Source organism: Desulfitobacterium elongatum (genome assembly GCF_055378975.1).
In genome coordinates this window covers 3,610,419-3,628,484 of sequence record NZ_AP038772.1, presented here as the reverse complement: position 1 = coordinate 3,628,484, position 18,066 = coordinate 3,610,419, and the positions used below count along the sequence as shown (strand labels likewise).

Below are 18,066 nucleotides of genomic sequence, written 5' to 3'. Positions count from 1 at the left end.
GTGATGACTTACGGAAGGATGAATCAGAAAATGAAAATTTGTGTCGTAGGTTTGGGCAATATCGGTTTTAATCTGTTCACTTTTCTTAACCTGAAATTCCCCAAAGCGGTTATCGGCGTGGATGTGAATGAGAGTCGAGTCAACGAATTACGAAGTCAGGGTTATCGGGTGACTTCAGATTATCGGGTTCTAACTGGAATCGATGTTTGGTTGATGGCTCCTTCGACTGGGGATCAAGGACAAAACTTATTTGCAGCCTTAGAGAAAATGATCATCTGTCCAGGATCTTTGATTTCCATCGAATCGACATTACCACCAGAAACGATGGGACGTATAAGAGAGTTTCTGGAGAGTAAAGGATTTAAATTAGGAACGGATATTTTCTTAATCCATGTACCACATCGGGTAATGTTTGGTGTGGATAAGACCGTCTGTGATACGCCAAGGGTGATGGGAGCCTTTACACGCGCTTGTCTAGAAAAGGGACGTCAGTTCTATGCGCCCTTGGTTCCCCGGCTTGTGGAAGTAACGGATGTTCGGGTGGCTGAGTTATCTAAGGTGGTAGAGAATGTTAAGCGTTATGTGGATGTGGCCTTCGCTCAGGAAATTTACCGCTATTGTGTGGATCAGGGCCTGAATTATGACGAGCTAAGGGAGGCTGTCAATAGTAAGAATAACGTTGAGCTACTAAGTACCGACTGGGGTATTGGTGGGGAGTGTTTGCCTAAGGATATGAGATTCCTGCGAACGGTTTGTCACTCAGCTTTACTTGAGGGAGCGGAACAGGCGGATTGGGAATATCGAGACCAAATCATGCATCAGGTAGGCAGCGATCAGAAGGTCCTAGTCAAAGGTGTGAGCTATAAAACGGGAGTTAAGGATCTTAAGCATAGTCGAGGGGTCGATTTAGTTAGAGCATTAGAAGCGACTGGAAAGACGGTTTGGGTGGAAGATCCCTTATTTACAGCAGATGAGTTGAGTGAAGCTGGCTTTACCCCCAAGGATGAGAAGGTTCGTGAGGAGGAAAAGCAGGATTGGGTCGTTTTGGAGCGGGGAAAGGCCTTAAATCCAAGTCAATAGTGGGAAAAGGAGCAATTGAGATGGCAAAAATATTAGTGACGGGAAGTAAAGGAACGTTGGGTTCGCGGTTAGTAGAAGTACTGAAAAAACGGGGACATGAGGTTTGGGAAGTTGATTTGCAACACCATGCAGAAGAAACGTATATCCGCGCAGATATTTCTAAGTATCGACAGTTGGAACGTGTATTTGAGCAGGATTATGATTATGTCTATCATTTAGCAGCTGAATTTGGACGCATCAACGGAGAACATTACTATGACACGCTCTGGGAGACCAATGTGATTGGGACGCGCAATATTTTAGAGTGGCAATTAAAGAAAGGCTTCAATTTGATTTTTACAAGCTCCTCTGAAATATACGGTGAAGCGACTGAGCCCCTTCTGACAGAAGACCTCCCTTTACAAAAGACCATCATTCAGCATAATGATTATGCCCTAACGAAGTGGGCAAATGAAGTACAAATTATCAATTTTGAGAAGAAATATCAATCTCCAATCGTGAGACTGCGTTTGTTCAATGCCTACGGTCCGGGGGAATATTATCATCCTTATCGGAGTGTGGTATGTCTCTTTGTTTATCGAGCCTTAAAGGGTATTCCTTATGATGTATTTGAAGGTTATCATCGCGTCTTTATGTACGTCGATGATTTAATCCCGACTATAGCGAATGTTGCTGATCATTTTAAACCGGGTGAGGTTTATAACATTGGCGGCACAGAATATCGTAGTGTCAAGGATTTAAGTGATTTAGTGCTGAAATATACGAAGGGTGATCCAAAATTAGTTAATTATCTTCCCGAAGATAAGCACAACACGGTTAGCAAACGACCGGATATTCACAAAGCGACACTTGATCTTGAGCATAATCCTAAGGTGTTGCTAGAAGAAGGATTACCCATTACGGTAGAGTGGATGAGAAAGATTTACGGGGAGGGACGATAATGCTAGCACCTAAAGTTAGTATTGTCATTCCCACTTACAATCACGCTCGATATATACGCTCGGCGGTGGAGAGTGCAATTCATCAGAACTATGAAAATCTTGAGGTGCTTGTCATTGATGATGGATCCAAGGATGGAACAGCTGAATTACTAAAACCTTATCTTTCAAACATTAAATATATCTATAAAGAAAATGGAGGAACTCCGAGCGCCTTAAATCTCGGGTTATCTCAGGCAACGGGTGAGTACGTTTGTTGGCTAAGTGCGGATGATGTATTTTTAGACGGGAAAGTGGCCAAACAGGTGAAACTGATGGAAAGTGATTCAAGCTTGGGTTTTAGCTATACGAGTTTTGTAGTTATTGATGCTAATGGGGTCAAACAATACGATGTGAACTCAGCTTATTATCCCAACAAACAGGAAATGGTGACACATCTCATGGAGGGTTGTTTTATTAATGGGTCCTCCGTGATGATGAGGCGTTCTGCTCTAAAGGAAGTAGGGTATTTCGACGAAAGTTTGCCTCAAGCCCACGATTATGATTTGTGGCTGCGCTTTCTTCGCCTTTATAAGTGTGGATTCTTAGGGGAATTTCTATTGGCTTATCGCTGGCATGGTAGAAATATGAGCCGATATCCTAATGAAGAATGTTCTATCATCGTTCAAGAGAGAGCGAAACGGCTTTTTCCCAAGTGGTTGAATTAATCCGGAAATGAGGCGGAGCAATGGCTGTATTAACAACGGGCTTGATCGAAAATAATCCTGTCTCTGGTATAAGACCCAGTTCAAGGCTCACGGTAAGACTCAGAAATAAGGACCTTATGAATGCTGTCGTTCAAATAAGGGGGTTCTATTTAAAAGGAACTGCAAAGATAGAGTATGTCTTGGATTCAATCACTTTGGCACCTGGTGGGGTAGTGGATACTCACCATTACGCCCAGTTTGACGCCCTTGAGTTCCGCTTCATCACAAGCTCTGATGAGGTAGAGGTATTAGCTTGGGGAAAAAATGATGTTGGGAATATGACGGTTTCGTATCACGTGGTGCCAGTGGAGATTATTCCCCCTGGTATGGAAGCCAGCGAACAGATGGATACCGTTTCTACTGACCGAATTTACGTTGCAAACTCTAGTAGCAATAATGTCTCCGTTATTGAGAGAAAGACTAATGCACTCATAACCTCGGTTACAGTAGGAACTCGTCCAAAAGCTGTCGGTGTAAATCCTGTAACGAACAGGATTTACGTTACAAACCAGGGAAGTAACAATGTCTCAGTTATTGATGGACTTACCCATGTTGTCCTTGCAACTATTTTGGTAGGTGTGTCTCCGGAAGAACTCAAAATTGATTCGAAAACGAACAGGATCTACGTTACAAATCATGGCAGTAACAATGTTTCAGTTATTAGCGGACGTACCCATACCGTCATTGCAACCCTTTAGATAGTCCGCTAAGGGTTAAAGCAGGGGGACCTTCATAGGTCTCTCATTTTTTTCTTAACGAACAATCAAAATAAAATTTTATAAAATGTTCGAAAATATATTGACCCGACGAATGAGGATAAGCTACAATGATGCCAGAAGCTCTACTGTAAAACTTCATATAGCGTTCATATAATAGCGGAGATAGGGTCTGCAAGTTTCTACCAGGCTACCGTAAATGGCCTGACTATGAGCGAAAGTGTGCCTAGGGCAATGTCTTGTCCGAGCGGCACAGATCCGTTGTGGAGGAATGAGGGAAAATTCCTGAGGAGTTGACCTTAGCTTTGCTGCCGGATTACACCGAAGGGATAAAAACCCAGGCGGGCAGGTTTCCTCACTTTATTTTGACAAGTGAAATCTGCCCATCTGGGTCTTTCTGTTTTATTCCGTGATTCTATTGGGGAAACCTATATAAAGGGTTTAACCAAATTAGTGGTCGAACTCAGCGAGAATGAGAGTTTATTTTGGCATAAATGGAGGAGAACATGGAAGCTCAAGATGTTAAACGAATTTATGTGGAAAAAAAGCTGGGCTTTAATATTGAAGCTCAGGGATTATTCAATGATTTAAAGGAAAATCTCGGCGTCAAAGGGCTGGAGAGCTTAAGAATTATCAACCGTTATGATATCTCGGGGATTACTACTGAGGAATATGTTCAGTCTCGTAACATCATATTTGCAGAGCCTCCTCTGGATTGGGTATACGACGAACACATTGAGATTTCTCCTCAAGACCGAGTTTTTGCCATGGAATACTTACCTGGCCAGTATGACCAACGAGCAGATTCAGCAGCTCAATGTGTTCAGATCCTGACACAGAAGGAGAGGCCCACTATTGCTTCGGCTAAAGTGATCGTTCTGAGCGGTCAAATCACAGAGGACGATTTCGATCAAATCAAGAATTACTGCATCAACCCAGTCGAATCACGTGAAGCCTTGTTACAAAAACCGGAAAGTCTAGAGTATGAACCGGTGATTCCAGCGGATGTGGAAATATTAGAAGGCTTTATCGATAAGTCGAATATCGAACTAGAAGTATTTTATCAGGGCGCAGGTCTGGCGATGAGTTTTGAAGATTTAGCTTTTTGCCAGAGCTATTTCCAGGATATGGAGAAAAGAAACCCGACAATCACTGAGATTCGGGTCATTGACACGTACTGGTCGGATCACTGCCGTCATACTACGTTCTTTACGCAGCTTGAGGAGATTTCGATCGAGGAAGGGGATTATTCCCGTCCACTTAACGAAGCCTATAGCGAATACCTGGCATCCCGGGACTTTGTCTATGGCGATAAGGTTCAGAGTAGAGATGTATGTTTGATGGATCTCGCCATTATCGGGATGAAGGAATTGAAGAAAAAAGGCCTCTTAAGGGATCTCGATGAGTCGGAGGAGATCAATGCCTGCAGTATAGTTGTCGATGTAGATATCGATGGTCGGAATGAAGAGTGGCTAGTGATGTTTAAGAATGAGACCCATAACCATCCAACCGAAATTGAACCCTTCGGTGGGGCAGCAACGTGTCTGGGAGGGGCGATCCGGGACCCTTTGTCGGGTCGGACATATGTCTACCAGGCTATGCGTGTGACGGGGAGCGGGGATCCGAGAGCAAAAGTTGAAGATACTCTACCTGGAAAATTACCGCAACGAAAGATTACCACAGGTGCGGCTGCCGGTTACAGTTCCTATGGAAATCAAATTGGCATAGCGACTGGGCAAGTGAGCGAAGTGTATGACGAAGGTTTTCTGGCTAAACGCATGGAGATCGGGGCTGTTATTGCAGCTGCACCTCGCGAAAACGTGATCCGCAAAACGCCTGAACCTGGTGATGTTATCGTGCTGGTCGGCGGGAGAACAGGCCGGGATGGGTGCGGCGGCGCTACGGGCTCTTCGAAGGAACATACCGCTGAATCCCTTGCAAGTTGCGGTGCAGAAGTACAGAAAGGGAATCCCCCAACGGAACGGAAAATCCAGAGGTTATTCCGTAATGCTAAGGTCAGTACGATGATTAAGAGATGTAACGACTTTGGGGCGGGGGGTGTTTCCGTAGCCATCGGGGAATTAACTGAGGGCTTGGAGATCAATCTTGATGCAGTTCCGAAAAAATACGATGGCCTCGATGGCACAGAATTAGCGATTTCCGAATCCCAGGAGCGCATGGCGGTTGTGATTTCGGCTGAAGATCTTGAGGCGTTTGTTCGGTATGCTCAAGAAGAAAATCTAGAAGCTACCCTGGTCGCCAAGGTTAGTGACAATCCGAGACTAAGTATGCTTTGGCGTGGACATAAGATTGTCGATGTGAGTCGGGAATTTTTAAATACCAACGGAGTTAAACAAAAAGCGAAGGTTAAGGTCAATCCATCGGATGTAAGTCGTAACTACTTTAGAAAACTTCCAGAAACTCTCGAGCAAAAATTAGCTGTAGAAAATAAGGGTAATGCTTTAACTGAGGCTTGGCTGACTAATTTGCAGGATTTAAACGTCTGTAGCCAAAAAGGTTTGGTTGAAAGGTTCGATAGTACAATCGGATCGAATACGGTCCTGATGCCTTTTGGGGGCAAATACCAAGCGACTCCAGCGGAAGGAATGGTCGCTAAATTACCGGTTCAGTCTGGAGAAACTCATACAGCTACAGTTATGTCCTATGGCTATAATCCGCAATTATCCAAATGGAGTCCTTTCCATGGGGCACTCTATGCGGTCGTCGAGGCGGTGACCAAGATTGTCGCACTCGGGGGAGATTATCGCAAGGTACGGCTTACTTTGCAAGAGTACTTTGAAAAGCTAGGCAAGGATCCTGAAAAATGGGGAAAGCCGTTCAGTGCTTTACTGGGAGCTTTTTATGCCCAGAGGAAACTCGAGATCCCAGCGATCGGTGGGAAAGATAGTATGTCCGGAACTTTCATGGATCTGCATGTACCCCCGACTCTAGTTGCCTTTGCAGTCAATGTCATGGAGACGGAGAACGTTATCTCTCAGGAATTTAAAAAAGCGGGTAGCCAAGTGGTCTTGGTTTCGGCAGCTCGGGATGAAGATGAGGTTCCTGATTTTGAGCATCTAATTCGAAACTATGCCAAAATTAATGAGCTTATCCGTTCTGGGTATGTTCTCGCATCTCACACCGTGAGGATGGGTGGGCTTGCTGCAACTCTGAGTAAGATGTCTTTCGGTAATCGGATCGGGATGACCTTTAACGGTCAGGTTATGGTTGAAGGCTTGTTTACAGCAGACTACGGTTCGATCGTATTGGAAATCGCTGATAATGTTAACCTGAAGGATGTATTTGGCGAGACAGGTTATCAATTGCTCGGCGTCACCCAGCAAAACCCAGTAATCACGCTGGGCGGAGTGGATATTCAGGTCGATGCCGCGTTTGAAGCGTGGGAAAAGCCCCTGGAACGAATCTTCCCGACCAAAACGGAGAAGGATGTCGAACCACAAACGATTTCTTATGGATTGCGCAACGAGAAAAGGCCGTCCGCGAAAGTAGCAAAGCCGAGAATCCTTATCCCTGTTTTTCCGGGAACGAACTGCGAGTATGATTCAGCAAGGGCGTTTGAAAAAGCTGGGGGTCAGGTTGAAACCTTAGTGATTAGAAACCTTTCGGCGTCCGATGTGGAGCAATCCATCCATGAGCTGGTTAAGAAGATTGAGAGTGCTCAAATTGTCATGTTGCCAGGTGGTTTTAGTGCTGGGGATGAACCAGACGGTTCAGGTAAGTTTATCGCGACAATGTTTAGGAATCCTTGGATTAAAGAGGCGGTTATGAAACTCCTCAATCAAAGAGACGGCTTAATGCTAGGAATCTGCAACGGATTCCAGGCGTTAATTAAACTTGGACTGGTTCCGTATGGGGAAATTGTTGACTTGGGAGAAGATTCTCCGACCCTTACGTATAATAAAATCGGTCGTCATGTTTCCACCATGGTCCAAACCAAAGTAGTTTCCACCTTATCCCCTTGGTTTAGCGGAGTGGAACTCGGTGAGATTCACTCTATTGCCGTCTCACACGGAGAAGGGCGATTTGTTGCGAATCAAAAAGTGGTCCAGAAGCTAATTGCCAATGGGCAAGTGGCTACCCAATATGTAGACCTTAGTGGTAAGCCCAGTAATGATGTTATTTATACACCTAATGGGTCTTATGAAGCAATCGAAGGAATTACAAGCCCAGATGGCCGGGTCCTCGGTAAGATGGGTCATTCTGAAAGAACAGGTGACGGTGTGGCCAGTAATATCCCGGGTAATAAATACCAACCCATCTTCCAGGGTGGTGTAGATTATTTCAGAAGGTAAAAAAACGGATTTGTAACTCCACCTGAAATAAGTTCCTTTTATTAAATGCGAACAATTTCTATAAGGTTTTATGAAATGTTCGAATTTGTATTGACCTCGGGAATAGAAATAAGCTACAATGATCCTATAAAGTCTTATCGAACAACTTCATATTGCGTTCATATAATCGCGGAGATATGGTCTGCAAGTTTCTACCGGGCTGCCGTAAATGGCCTGACTATGAGCGAAAGTGTGCCTAGGGCAAATTTTGTCCGAGCGGCACAGATCCGGAGGGTGCAATAAGGAGAATTCTTTAGGAGTTAGCCTTAGCTTTGCAGTCGGATTACACCGAAGGGATAAAAGCCCAGGCGGGTAGGTTTCTCTCACTCATTTTTTTGAAGAGGAAATCTACCTGTCTGGGCTTTACTATTTGCATACTATTTAGTGTATTGGGTTAATTTGGTATTAGGACAAGCATAGGAGGAAAAAGAATGAATTGGGTTGGATTAGTCATGGGAAGCGATTCTGATTTTAATGTCATGGAGGATGCGATTAAAGTTCTGAAAGAATTCGGAGTCCCTTTCGAAGTGAAGGTATCCTCAGCACACCGAACTTTAGAACGCACCCTGAAGTGGGTGAAGGACTTTGAACAGCAGGGAGGTCGTATCATCGTCGCAGCGGCCGGGATGGCTGCTCATTTACCCGGAGTAATTGCTGGTTCAACAACGCTTCCAGTCATCGGAATACCTGTTAGAAGTGGAGCCTTAGAAGGCGTGGATGCTCTCTACGCTATCGTTCAAATGCCACCCGGTATTCCGGTAGCTACCGTCGGAATTAACGCCGGGAAAAATGCAGGACTCTTAGCTGTGCAAATGCTAGCAAATTCAGATGAACATCTAAAAGAAGCCTTGAAAAATTACCGTTTGAAGATGGCCCGAGGTGTTGAAGAAAAAGATCAAGCGATACAAGCTAAACTCCAAGAGTAGGATCTTTGGATGCCATGTGCATAGTCGATGGATAAATTGAAAACGTGTAAAGGAGATAAGGAATGATTGAACGATACACCCTGCCGGAAATGGGACGAATATGGACAGATGAACACCGGCTTGAACTTTGGTTAAAGATAGAAGTTGCAGCATGTGAAGGCTGGGCTAAGTTAGGGAAAATTCCAGAGGAAGCAGTGAAGGTGATCCGTGAGAAAGCGACCTTCTCATGGCAAAGAGTTAAGGAAATCGAAGAAATTACTCATCATGACGTGTTAGCCTTTACCACCAATGTTGCCGAGAATGTAGGGGAAGAGGCAAAGTATATTCATCTAGGACTCACTTCGTCGGATGTTCTTGATACGGCGTTATCTCTGCAAATGGTCGAGGCTTCCGATATCCTGCTTAATAAACTAGAAAGATTAGAAGGGGCTCTCAAGAAACGTGCCCTCGAGCATAAAGATACCCTGATGATGGGACGGACCCATGGCATACATGCTGAGCCGATAACTATGGGACTAAAATTTGCCTTATGGTATGAGGAAATAAAACGCCAGATTGCGCGTGTGCAATATGCACGAGAAGAGATTCGAGTTGGAAAAATCTCCGGAGCAGTGGGAACGTTTGCTAATGTGGAGCCCGAAGTAGAAGAATGGGTTTGTGAGTCCCTAAAACTGAAACCCGCCCCTATCTCAACTCAAGTCCTCCAACGAGATCGGCATGCCTTTTATATTACGACCCTAGCTGGGGTTGCAAGCACACTCGATAAAATGGCAACAGAGCTTCGTAATCTCCAACGAACTGATGTACACGAAGTTGAGGAGCCATTTGCCAAAGGTCAGAAAGGTTCTTCAGCGATGCCCCATAAAAAAAATCCGATCACTGGAGAACGGATATCTGGTCTCGCAAGAGTTATCCGTGGAAATGCTCAGACCGCTTTAGAGAATGTAGCACTTTGGCATGAACGGGATATCTCACATTCCTCAGCAGAACGGGTGATTCTTCCAGACAGTACAATCGCCCTTGATTATATGCTTCAGAAGATGATTCAACTCATTGAGGGACTTCGGGTTTACCCTGAACACATGCTGGATAACATCGGGAAAGTAGTCGGATTGATCTTCTCCCAGCGCGTCATGCTCACCCTAGTCGGAAAAGGAATAAGCCGAGAAACCGCCTATGCTTGGGTACAGCGCAACGCTATGCAAGCCTGGGAAACCAAAGAAGAGTTTCAGTCGTTGGTTCTTAAAGATCAAGAGATAAGAGAACATCTCAATGAAGAGGAAATCACTGGATTATTCGATTACAGCTACCATACAAAACACGTTGATACAATCTTTAGGCGAGTCGGTTTAATCTAAAACTACTTTTAAGACTACCCAAGGATTTTGCATTACAAGAGGGAGCGCCTTCTAAGCGAGTGGCTAACCAATCTTCGCGAAAAGTATGCAGCGGAGACGGGTTGGAAACATGGACGTTTCCAACCGGCTATGAGTCAGGAGACGATTTAGCCGGAAACCCGTCGCAGCGAAGTGCTTGAGCGTTAGATTGGTCCGCGCAGCTTACCGAGCGAACGGTGTAAAGCAAAATCCTGGAGACAACGTATAAAAGCTAAACCAAAAATTCAAATTCGAGAGGAGAAATATTAATGGAAAAGCTAGAAATGTTATATGAGGGAAAAGCTAAACGAGTTTTCATCACAGACCAAGAAGGAGTTTACCTCGTCCAGTACAAAGATGACGCTACGGCTTTTAACGGAGAAAAAAAGGGGCAAATCGAAGATAAGGGAATCATAAATAATCGACTTTCTGCTCTTTTCTTTCAAGATTTAGAGACGGCTGGAATCCCCACTCATTTCGTCGAATTGCTTAACGATCGGGAAATGTTGGTGCGAAAGTTAGAAATGATTCCTCTCGAAGTTGTCGTTCGTAACGTTGCTGCTGGCAGTCTTGCGAAGCGTCTCGGTTGTGATGAGGGACTGGAATTATCTCGACCCGTTGTTGAACTTTACTATAAAGACGATGCCCTTGGTGACCCCTTCGTCAATGAATCCCATGCTCAGGCGATGGGATGGGCAGAACTTGACGACTTAAAAGAAATACAAGAGCTCGGACTCAAGGTCAATGTAGAGCTACAAAAAATCTTGGACAAAGCTGGAATCTTACTCGTTGATTTTAAACTTGAATTCGGGAAGGCTGATGGCCGAGTATTCCTTGGAGATGAGATTTCTCCTGACACCTGCCGCTTCTGGGATAAGGAAACACGCGAGAAGCTGGATAAGGATCGCTTCCGTCGCGATCTCGGAAAGGTTGAGGAAGCGTACATCGAAGTCTATCGTCGGGTAAAGGACGTTCTAGCACGTGATTAAAGGAAGAGTGCAAACCAAGTGAGTTGGCTGAATTTGGTCATAAAACGCTTAGTAGAAACTTTTAGTGGAAAATTGGGAGGGGGCTTCATGTTGAGGGAACCCTGGGATGATAAACCAAAAGAGGAATGTGGAGTTTTTGGAATTTATGCGCCTGAGCAGGAGGTCGCTCGACAAACCTATTATGGTCTCTATGCCTTGCAACATCGGGGGCAAGAAAGCGCAGGAATAGCAGTTTCTGACGGCCGAAATATTAAGCTTCATAAAGGAATGGGGCTTGTATCTGAAGTGTTTTCCGCTCGGACGTTGGAGGAGCTTCAAGGAAAAATGGCGATTGGGCATGTTCGTTATTCTACGACGGGCTCAAGCCTTCTCACCAATGCTCAACCCCTTGTTGTATACTACCAAAAGGGAATGATGGCCTTAGCCCACAATGGGAATTTGACAAATACTGCTGAATTACGCGAGGAAATGGGAAAAGATGGCGCCGTCTTCCAGACCACAATCGATACTGAGGTAATCATCAATTTGATTGCCCGGTATTGTCGAGCAAGCTTGGAAGATGCAATCGTTAAAACCATGCTCGATCTTCGGGGTGCTTATGCTCTAGTGATTCTGGCAGAAAAAAAACTCATTGGTGTTAGAGATCCGTACGGAGTTCGCCCACTCTGTATCGGGCAGGTTGAGGGTCATTATTGTCTAGCTTCGGAAAGCTGTGCTCTGGATACAATCGGGGCCGAATTTGTGAGGGATGTTCTGCCTGGTGAGATTATTACGATTGATGAAGAAGGATTGCATGCAAGACAAGGGTTGCCCGCACAGAAAAGTGCGGGTTGTGCATTCGAATATATATATTTTGCACGCCCGGATAGTACGATTGATGAGCTCAATGTGACTGAAAGTCGGCGCAGAATGGGAATCGAGCTAGCGCGAGAATATCCTGTAGAAGCAGATATCGTCATTCCTGTACCGGACTCTGGAATGACCGCTGCACTCGGATACTCTGAGGCTTCCGGAATACCCTTTGCGCAAGGTTTGCTTAAAAATCGCTATGTGGGGAGAACCTTTATCCAACCCTCCCAAGAGATGCGGGAAGTTGCTGTTCGTTTAAAACTCAACGCCAATGCTCAAGTTCTTCGAGGCAAGCGAGTGATTATGATAGACGACTCGATTGTACGAGGAACAACCAGCTCGCGCCTCGTCGATATGGTTCGTAAGGCTGGGGCGAAGGAAGTCCACCTCCTCATTTCTTCCCCACCGGTACTTTATCCTTGCTATTACGGAATTGATACTGCTGAACGAGAAAAACTTATTGCCACACAGCTTGATGTAGAAGGGATCCGAGAGTTTGTCGGAGCGGATTCTCTCCACTATCTATCTGAGGCTGGAGTCTCTAGGGCTTTAGAGGATCGTTCAGTTTGTCTAGCCTGCTTCAATGGGGATTACCCCGTTGGAATCTCTACGGGAACAAAAGATAAGCTTGAACTGGAAAAATGGAAGTGTTAAGGATAGAAAGGTGGACATGAGATGGGATATTCTTATCGTGAGGCGGGAGTGGACATAGATGCGGGGACTCAAGCGGTAGAACTCATGAAGCCCGCGGTGAAGCGTACTTCTCGTCCTGAAGTTTTAGGGGGATTGGGTGGCTTCGGTGGACTTTTTGCCCTGGATCTTAAGAAATTTCCTGAGCCCGTATTGGTTTCAGGGACTGATGGTGTTGGGACCAAGTTAAAACTCGCCTTTCAGATGAACCGTCATGATACCATTGGGCAGGATGCCGTTGCGATGTGTGTCAATGATATTCTGGTTCAGGGCGCTGAGCCCTTGTATTTTCTCGATTATTTAGCCGTCGGAAAGCTTGAACCCCAGCGGGTGGCTGACATCGTGGGGGGAGTGGCTCAAGGATGCGAATTAGCAGGGTGTGCCTTGATAGGCGGAGAAACTGCAGAAATGCCTGGCTTTTATTCTGAGGGAGAGTATGATATCGCGGGTTTCGCAGTGGGTGCTGTGAACCGTCCTGATATCATCGATGGCTCGGGAATTCAAGAAGGCGATATCTTGATCGGCCTTCCCTCCTCCGGCTTTCACAGCAATGGTTATTCTCTTGTTCGCAAGGTATTTGCCAACTATAGTTGGGAACATGTTTTTCCTGAGCTTAAGGAATCCTTGGGAGAAGCCCTTATACGTCCGACACGGATTTACGTCAAAACGATCCTTCCTCTTCTTTCGAGTCGCAAGATTTTAGGCATGGCCCATATCACGGGTGGAGGGTTAACTGAAAATATCCCCCGTATCTTCCCTGAAAATTTGGGTGTTAAGATAAATAGACAAGCCTGGGAGGTCCCAGCCATTTTTACCCTCTTGCAGCGTTTGGGGGAAATCGAAGAGTCTGAAATGTACCGTACGTTTAATATGGGAATTGGTTTTGTAATCATTGTGCACCCTCAAGATGTAGACAGTCTTCGAGATCAACTCCGAGCAGTCGGAGAAGAGAGCTTTATTATCGGTGAGGTCACTCCAGGGGAAGGAGTGCATTACGAGTGATGAGGATTGGGGTACTTGCTTCAGGCCGAGGAAGTAATCTTCAAGCGCTTATTGATACTTGGAAGCAAGGAGATATACTCGGTGAGATCGTAGCGGTTGGCTCAGATCATGAACAGGCTTATGCCTTACAGCGTGCGAAAAATGCTGAGATCCCCAATCAAGCCTTTCCTCTTGAACGTTATTCCTCCCGTGTAGAACAGGAGCAGGCTCTACTTTCTTGGCTTCAAGAAAAAAGAGTTGAGCTTCTCGTTTTGGCAGGGTTTATGCGAGTTCTTAGTAAAGAGTTTCTCCATGAACTCAATATTCCCGTGATCAATATCCATCCCTCTCTTCTTCCTGCTTTTGCAGGTTTACATGCCCAGAGACAAGCAGTAGATTATGGAGTTAAGTTGACAGGTTGCACAGTGCACTTCGTCGATGAAGGATTAGATAGTGGGCCAATTATTATGCAGGAGGCTGTCCCCGTCTTGCCTGAAGATACTGAGGAAACCTTAGCAGACAGAATCCTCGAAGTAGAACATCGTCTTTATCCATTAACTGTTCGTCTTATAGCAAGTGGTAAAGTAAAGCGGATAGGGCGTATCGTCAAGGTTTTAGAGTAGAAGCAAAGACTTTGGTATGATATTGGAAACTCCATTCAGGTGGAGTTTAAATTCTAATTAAAGTATAGTTAATAATATCCAGTAAAAAACGTGCTTCAGCAAAACCTTCTACTGGAGGGTTTTGTCACTGGATACTTTCATCGTAGCGATGAGTGATAGGATAAATAGTGGTTGAGTAAAGGGTAAGGGGGTTTTTGGATGAAACGAAGGGCAGTACTCAGTGTTTCAGATAAGTGCGGAATCATTGAATTAGCAAGTGGACTTGTCGATATGGGCTATGAACTGATTTCAACAGGTGGGACCTATAAAACCATCATGGAGGCTGACATTCCTGTTCGCTACGTAACTGAGATTACGGGTTTTCCAGAGATTTTGGACGGGAGGGTAAAAACTCTCCACCCGATGATCCATGCTGGAATTCTCGCTAGAGAGACAGAGGATCATCTCCAACAGCTTGAAGCGAATGGAATTGGGATTATTGACCTCGTCGTGGTTAACCTCTATCCCTTCAAAGAAACGATCTCCAAGTCGGGAGTTCGATTCGAAGATGCCATCGAAAATATCGATATTGGTGGTCCGACTATGGTTCGTGCAGCAGCGAAGAACCAGGAGCGAGTGACGATCGTAGTTAATCCGAAGCGGTACGGAGAAGTTCTTGAGATTCTTCGTGAGAAGGGGGAGGTACCCTTTGGAGTACGTAAACGTTTAGCTGCCGAAGCCTTTGCACATACTGCAGAGTATGACCAATATATTGCCAATTATCTCGAGCAAGAATTGGATGGAGAAAATGCTTCGAATACTGAAGTGCGTCTTCCAGCCACCTTGCGGATTTCAGCTCAGAAGGCACAGAATCTGCGCTATGGGGAGAATCCACAGCAGAAAGCAGCTTTTTATCGAGGAGCTTTTGCTTCAGGGACACTTGCTGAAGGACATCAAATTCAAGGAAAAGAACTCTCCTATAATAATTGGGTTGACATGGATGCGGCTTGGGCTATCGTTCGAGATTTCAGTGAATGTTCCTGTGCGATTATTAAACATACCAATCCTTGTGGTACGGCACTCGGAAAAACTCCACTTGAGGCCTATACACGGGCCCTTGCTGCCGATCCGGTATCAGCCTTCGGCGGAATTCTAGCGTTTAACCGAGTCGTTGATGGAGAATGTGCACGGGAGCTACGCGCTCATTTCTATGAGGTCATCGTGGCTCCAGAATTTAGTCCAGAGGCACGGGAAATCTTGAAGGAAAAGATAAATCTACGCTTAGTCGTTGTGGCCCGAGGGATTAAAAATGATGCCCCGCAATGGAAGATTCGTTCCATACAAGGGGGATTTTTGGTCCAGGACGAGGATGACGGAACAGTGCCCCCTGCAGAGTGGGTGGTCGTCACAGAGAGGAAACCATCGATGGACGATCTTCGGGAACTCGATTTTGCTTGGCGAGTCGTGAAGCATGTCAAATCAAATGCGATTGTTCTCAGTAAAAACGAACAAACCCTCGGAGTCGGAGCTGGCCAGATGAATCGAGTGGGCTCTGTTAAAATTGCCTTGGAACAAGCAGGGAAAGAAGCTAACGGGGCCTACCTCGCTTCTGACGCCTTCTTCCCCTTCCCTGACTCCTTGGAAGAAGCAGCAAAAGCGGGTATTCGGGCTGTGGTACAGCCTGGTGGTTCAGTGAAAGACCAAGAAGTGATTGATGCGGCGAATCGGTTGAATCTCATTATGTTATTCACACATCGTCGTCATTTTAAGCATTAACAAAAAAAGAAGGTGTCCAATGGGTAAAAGGGTTTTGGTCATTGGGAATGGTGGTCGGGAACATGCCCTGGCCTGGAAATTAGCACAAAGTACCGAGGTTGAAAGGCTATTTGTCGCACCAGGAAATGCAGGCACAATCGGCTGGAATGTTCCGATTTCCGCGATGGATATTCCAGCCCTTCTTCGATTTGCTCAGAGTGAAAGCATTGATTTGACCGTTGTTGGGCCCGAGGCTCCTTTGACAATAGGAATTGTCGATGCATTCAAAAAGGAAGGGCTGCGGGTTTTTGGCCCAAGTCAGGCCGCAGCTCGTCTAGAGGGAAGTAAAGCCTTTGCCAAAGAGATTATGGAAGAAGCTTTAGTCCCTACGGCTAAAAGTCAGGTTTTTACGGATGTGCAAAAGGCAAAAGAGTACGTTCGGCACATCGGAGCACCTTGTGTCTTGAAGGCGGATGGGCTAGCGGCTGGAAAAGGTGTCATCGTCGCTATGGAGTTAGAGACTGCACTGACAGCAGTTGACGAGCTTATGGACGGGGCTTTTGGGGATTCAGGGAAGGTATTACTTGTCGAAGAGTATCTCGAAGGACAGGAGGTCAGCCTTCTGTGTTTATCTGACGGGGAGACCGCACTTTCGCTCGTACCTGTACAGGATCATAAACGAGCTCTCGATGGAGATGAGGGCCTTAATACCGGTGGAATGGGAACCTATAGTCCTCCTCCCTTTTGGAATGATGAACTTGAAAAAAAGGTTCTTAGAGAAGTTATTCAGCCGACGCTGCGAGTCATGAAAGAAAAGGGGATTCCTTTTCAAGGGGTGCTTTTTGCTGGCATCATGCTGACTCAAGTGGGCCCAAAAATCTTGGAGTTTAACGTTCGATTTGGAGATCCAGAGACTCAAGTCATTCTTACCCGACTCGATTCGGATCTTTTTAAAGTGTTATGGGCTTGTACTGAGGGCAATTTATCGAAGCTCGATCTTAAGTGGAAGGAAGAGGCGGCAATCTGTATCGTGATGGCGGCACCCGGATATCCAGCGACGTATTCGAAAGGAATCCCTATCACCTTACCGGCCCAACTCGGCGATGGAGAAGTAATTTTTCATGCAGGGACCTCGGCTTCAGAGCAAGGAGAACTTTTGAGTTCGGGTGGACGGGTACTTGGTGTGACCGCTACCGGAAAGAATTTGAAAGAGGCTCGCTCAGCAGGGTATGCTCTCGTTGATAAAATTCGTTTTTCCAATGCCCATTATCGGAAGGACATCGGGATAAAAGGACTTTAGAATCTAATTCGCCGGTAGCAGTAAACGTCAATTGAGTGATTTAACTTTTCCCATTGTGACCTTAGCCTGTCCTTGCATCATATACTGATGGCAGGAATGTGCAAGAGGAGGGATGGGTGTGTATAATTACCGTAAGCGGTTCTTTTATCCGATACATGTCGAACGTTCAGATCCGAATTTAGCAAAGCTACTATTGGAGCATTATGGTGGAAAAGATGGAGAGTTAACACAGGTGCTTCAGTACTTAAATCATCAGTCGAATATGAGCAATCGCGTTCTTAGAGAACTTCTGGGGTTGATCGCTGCGGAGGAATTAGCCCATTTGGAAACTCTGGCAACGGTAATAGGTAAACTAAGTGGAGAAGCTATTTCTTATGTTAGTTCCGACGGGCTACCTTGGAATATAGACTATGTCAATCAGAATATGGATCCCGCTACTATGTTAAAAGCAGATATTGCTCTAGAGATAAGGTCGCGCGTGCTTTTTGAAAAACAGATGTCACAAACTGCCGATCCAGGTGTTAAACGCCTATTGGGTTTTCTGGCTCGTCGAGAAGGGATCCACCAAAACCTTTTGAAGCGTTCACACAAAATTCTGACCGAAGGTGGATCACCTGAGCAATATATGGAGATTATTTATGACTATAAGATGAGCTTACAGGTTTTAGATTAAGCGATTCATCGAAAAACCCTGTTTAGGAGCTTGTGTACAACGCTGTACACCAAGCTTCTTTATTTTTTTAACATTATTTGCTAAAATAATAGG

Annotated in this window: 14 protein-coding genes and 2 riboswitches; all 14 genes read left to right on the top strand. The window is 45.4% G+C overall.

The features are described 5' to 3' along the window. Positions 1 to 30: 30 nt before the first annotated feature. The 14 genes from ACZ42W_RS17205 to ACZ42W_RS17140 all read left to right on the top strand — a co-directional run bounded on the left by ACZ42W_RS17205 (position 31) and on the right by ACZ42W_RS17140 (position 17,973). On the top strand, positions 31 to 1,080 hold the full coding sequence (locus ACZ42W_RS17205; protein ID WP_464166490.1) for a nucleotide sugar dehydrogenase: 1,050 nt from the start codon (positions 31 to 33) through the stop codon (positions 1,078 to 1,080). Between the two features lie 20 nt (positions 1,081 to 1,100). Then, positions 1,101 to 2,021, top strand: a complete 921-nt coding sequence (locus ACZ42W_RS17200; protein ID WP_464166489.1) for an NAD-dependent epimerase/dehydratase family protein — start codon at positions 1,101 to 1,103, stop codon at positions 2,019 to 2,021. Beyond that, positions 2,021 to 2,725, top strand: a complete 705-nt coding sequence (locus ACZ42W_RS17195; protein ID WP_464166488.1) for a glycosyltransferase — start codon at positions 2,021 to 2,023, stop codon at positions 2,723 to 2,725. Before ACZ42W_RS17200 ends, ACZ42W_RS17195 begins: the two co-directional genes overlap by 1 nt. A 20-nt stretch (positions 2,726 to 2,745) precedes the next feature. Continuing rightward, positions 2,746 to 3,462, top strand: a complete 717-nt coding sequence (locus ACZ42W_RS17190) for a YncE family protein (RefSeq protein WP_464166487.1) — start codon at positions 2,746 to 2,748, stop codon at positions 3,460 to 3,462. Positions 3,463 to 3,609: 147 nt separating this feature from the next. Then, positions 3,610 to 3,711, top strand: a riboswitch (purine riboswitch). Between the two features lie 275 nt (positions 3,712 to 3,986). After that, positions 3,987 to 7,793 (top strand): phosphoribosylformylglycinamidine synthase, encoded by a 3,807-nt coding sequence (locus tag ACZ42W_RS17185; RefSeq protein WP_464166486.1) that lies wholly within the window; start codon positions 3,987 to 3,989, stop codon positions 7,791 to 7,793. A 138-nt stretch (positions 7,794 to 7,931) separates the two neighbouring features. After that, positions 7,932 to 8,033: riboswitch (purine riboswitch) on the top strand. A gap of 230 nt (positions 8,034 to 8,263) precedes the next feature. Further along, positions 8,264 to 8,758, top strand: a complete 495-nt coding sequence (gene purE / locus ACZ42W_RS17180; RefSeq protein WP_464166485.1) for a 5-(carboxyamino)imidazole ribonucleotide mutase — start codon at positions 8,264 to 8,266, stop codon at positions 8,756 to 8,758. A 62-nt stretch (positions 8,759 to 8,820) separates the two neighbouring features. Continuing rightward, entirely contained in the window at positions 8,821 to 10,116 is a 1,296-nt protein-coding gene (gene purB, locus ACZ42W_RS17175; protein ID WP_464166484.1) for an adenylosuccinate lyase, read from the top strand. A 287-nt stretch (positions 10,117 to 10,403) separates the two neighbouring features. Continuing rightward, on the top strand, positions 10,404 to 11,123 hold the full coding sequence (gene purC / locus ACZ42W_RS17170) for a phosphoribosylaminoimidazolesuccinocarboxamide synthase (protein WP_464166483.1): 720 nt from the start codon (positions 10,404 to 10,406) through the stop codon (positions 11,121 to 11,123). Between the two features lie 90 nt (positions 11,124 to 11,213). After that, entirely contained in the window at positions 11,214 to 12,626 is a 1,413-nt protein-coding gene (purF, locus tag ACZ42W_RS17165) for an amidophosphoribosyltransferase (RefSeq protein WP_464171064.1), read from the top strand. 21 nt (positions 12,627 to 12,647) lie between these two features. After that, positions 12,648 to 13,664, top strand: coding sequence for a phosphoribosylformylglycinamidine cyclo-ligase (gene purM / locus ACZ42W_RS17160; protein ID WP_464166482.1), 1,017 nt, complete (start codon positions 12,648 to 12,650; stop codon positions 13,662 to 13,664). Then, entirely contained in the window at positions 13,664 to 14,266 is a 603-nt protein-coding gene (purN, locus tag ACZ42W_RS17155) for a phosphoribosylglycinamide formyltransferase (protein WP_464171062.1), read from the top strand. Before purM ends, purN begins: the two co-directional genes overlap by 1 nt. Positions 14,267 to 14,464: 198 nt before the next feature. Next, entirely contained in the window at positions 14,465 to 16,021 is a 1,557-nt protein-coding gene (gene purH / locus ACZ42W_RS17150) for a bifunctional phosphoribosylaminoimidazolecarboxamide formyltransferase/IMP cyclohydrolase (protein ID WP_464166481.1), read from the top strand. Positions 16,022 to 16,040: 19 nt separating this feature from the next. Beyond that, positions 16,041 to 17,300, top strand: coding sequence for a phosphoribosylamine--glycine ligase (gene purD, locus ACZ42W_RS17145; RefSeq protein ID WP_464166480.1), 1,260 nt, complete (start codon positions 16,041 to 16,043; stop codon positions 17,298 to 17,300). Between the two features lie 118 nt (positions 17,301 to 17,418). Next, positions 17,419 to 17,973, top strand: a complete 555-nt coding sequence (locus tag ACZ42W_RS17140) for a manganese catalase family protein (RefSeq protein WP_464166479.1) — start codon at positions 17,419 to 17,421, stop codon at positions 17,971 to 17,973. Positions 17,974 to 18,066: the final 93 nt, after the last annotated feature.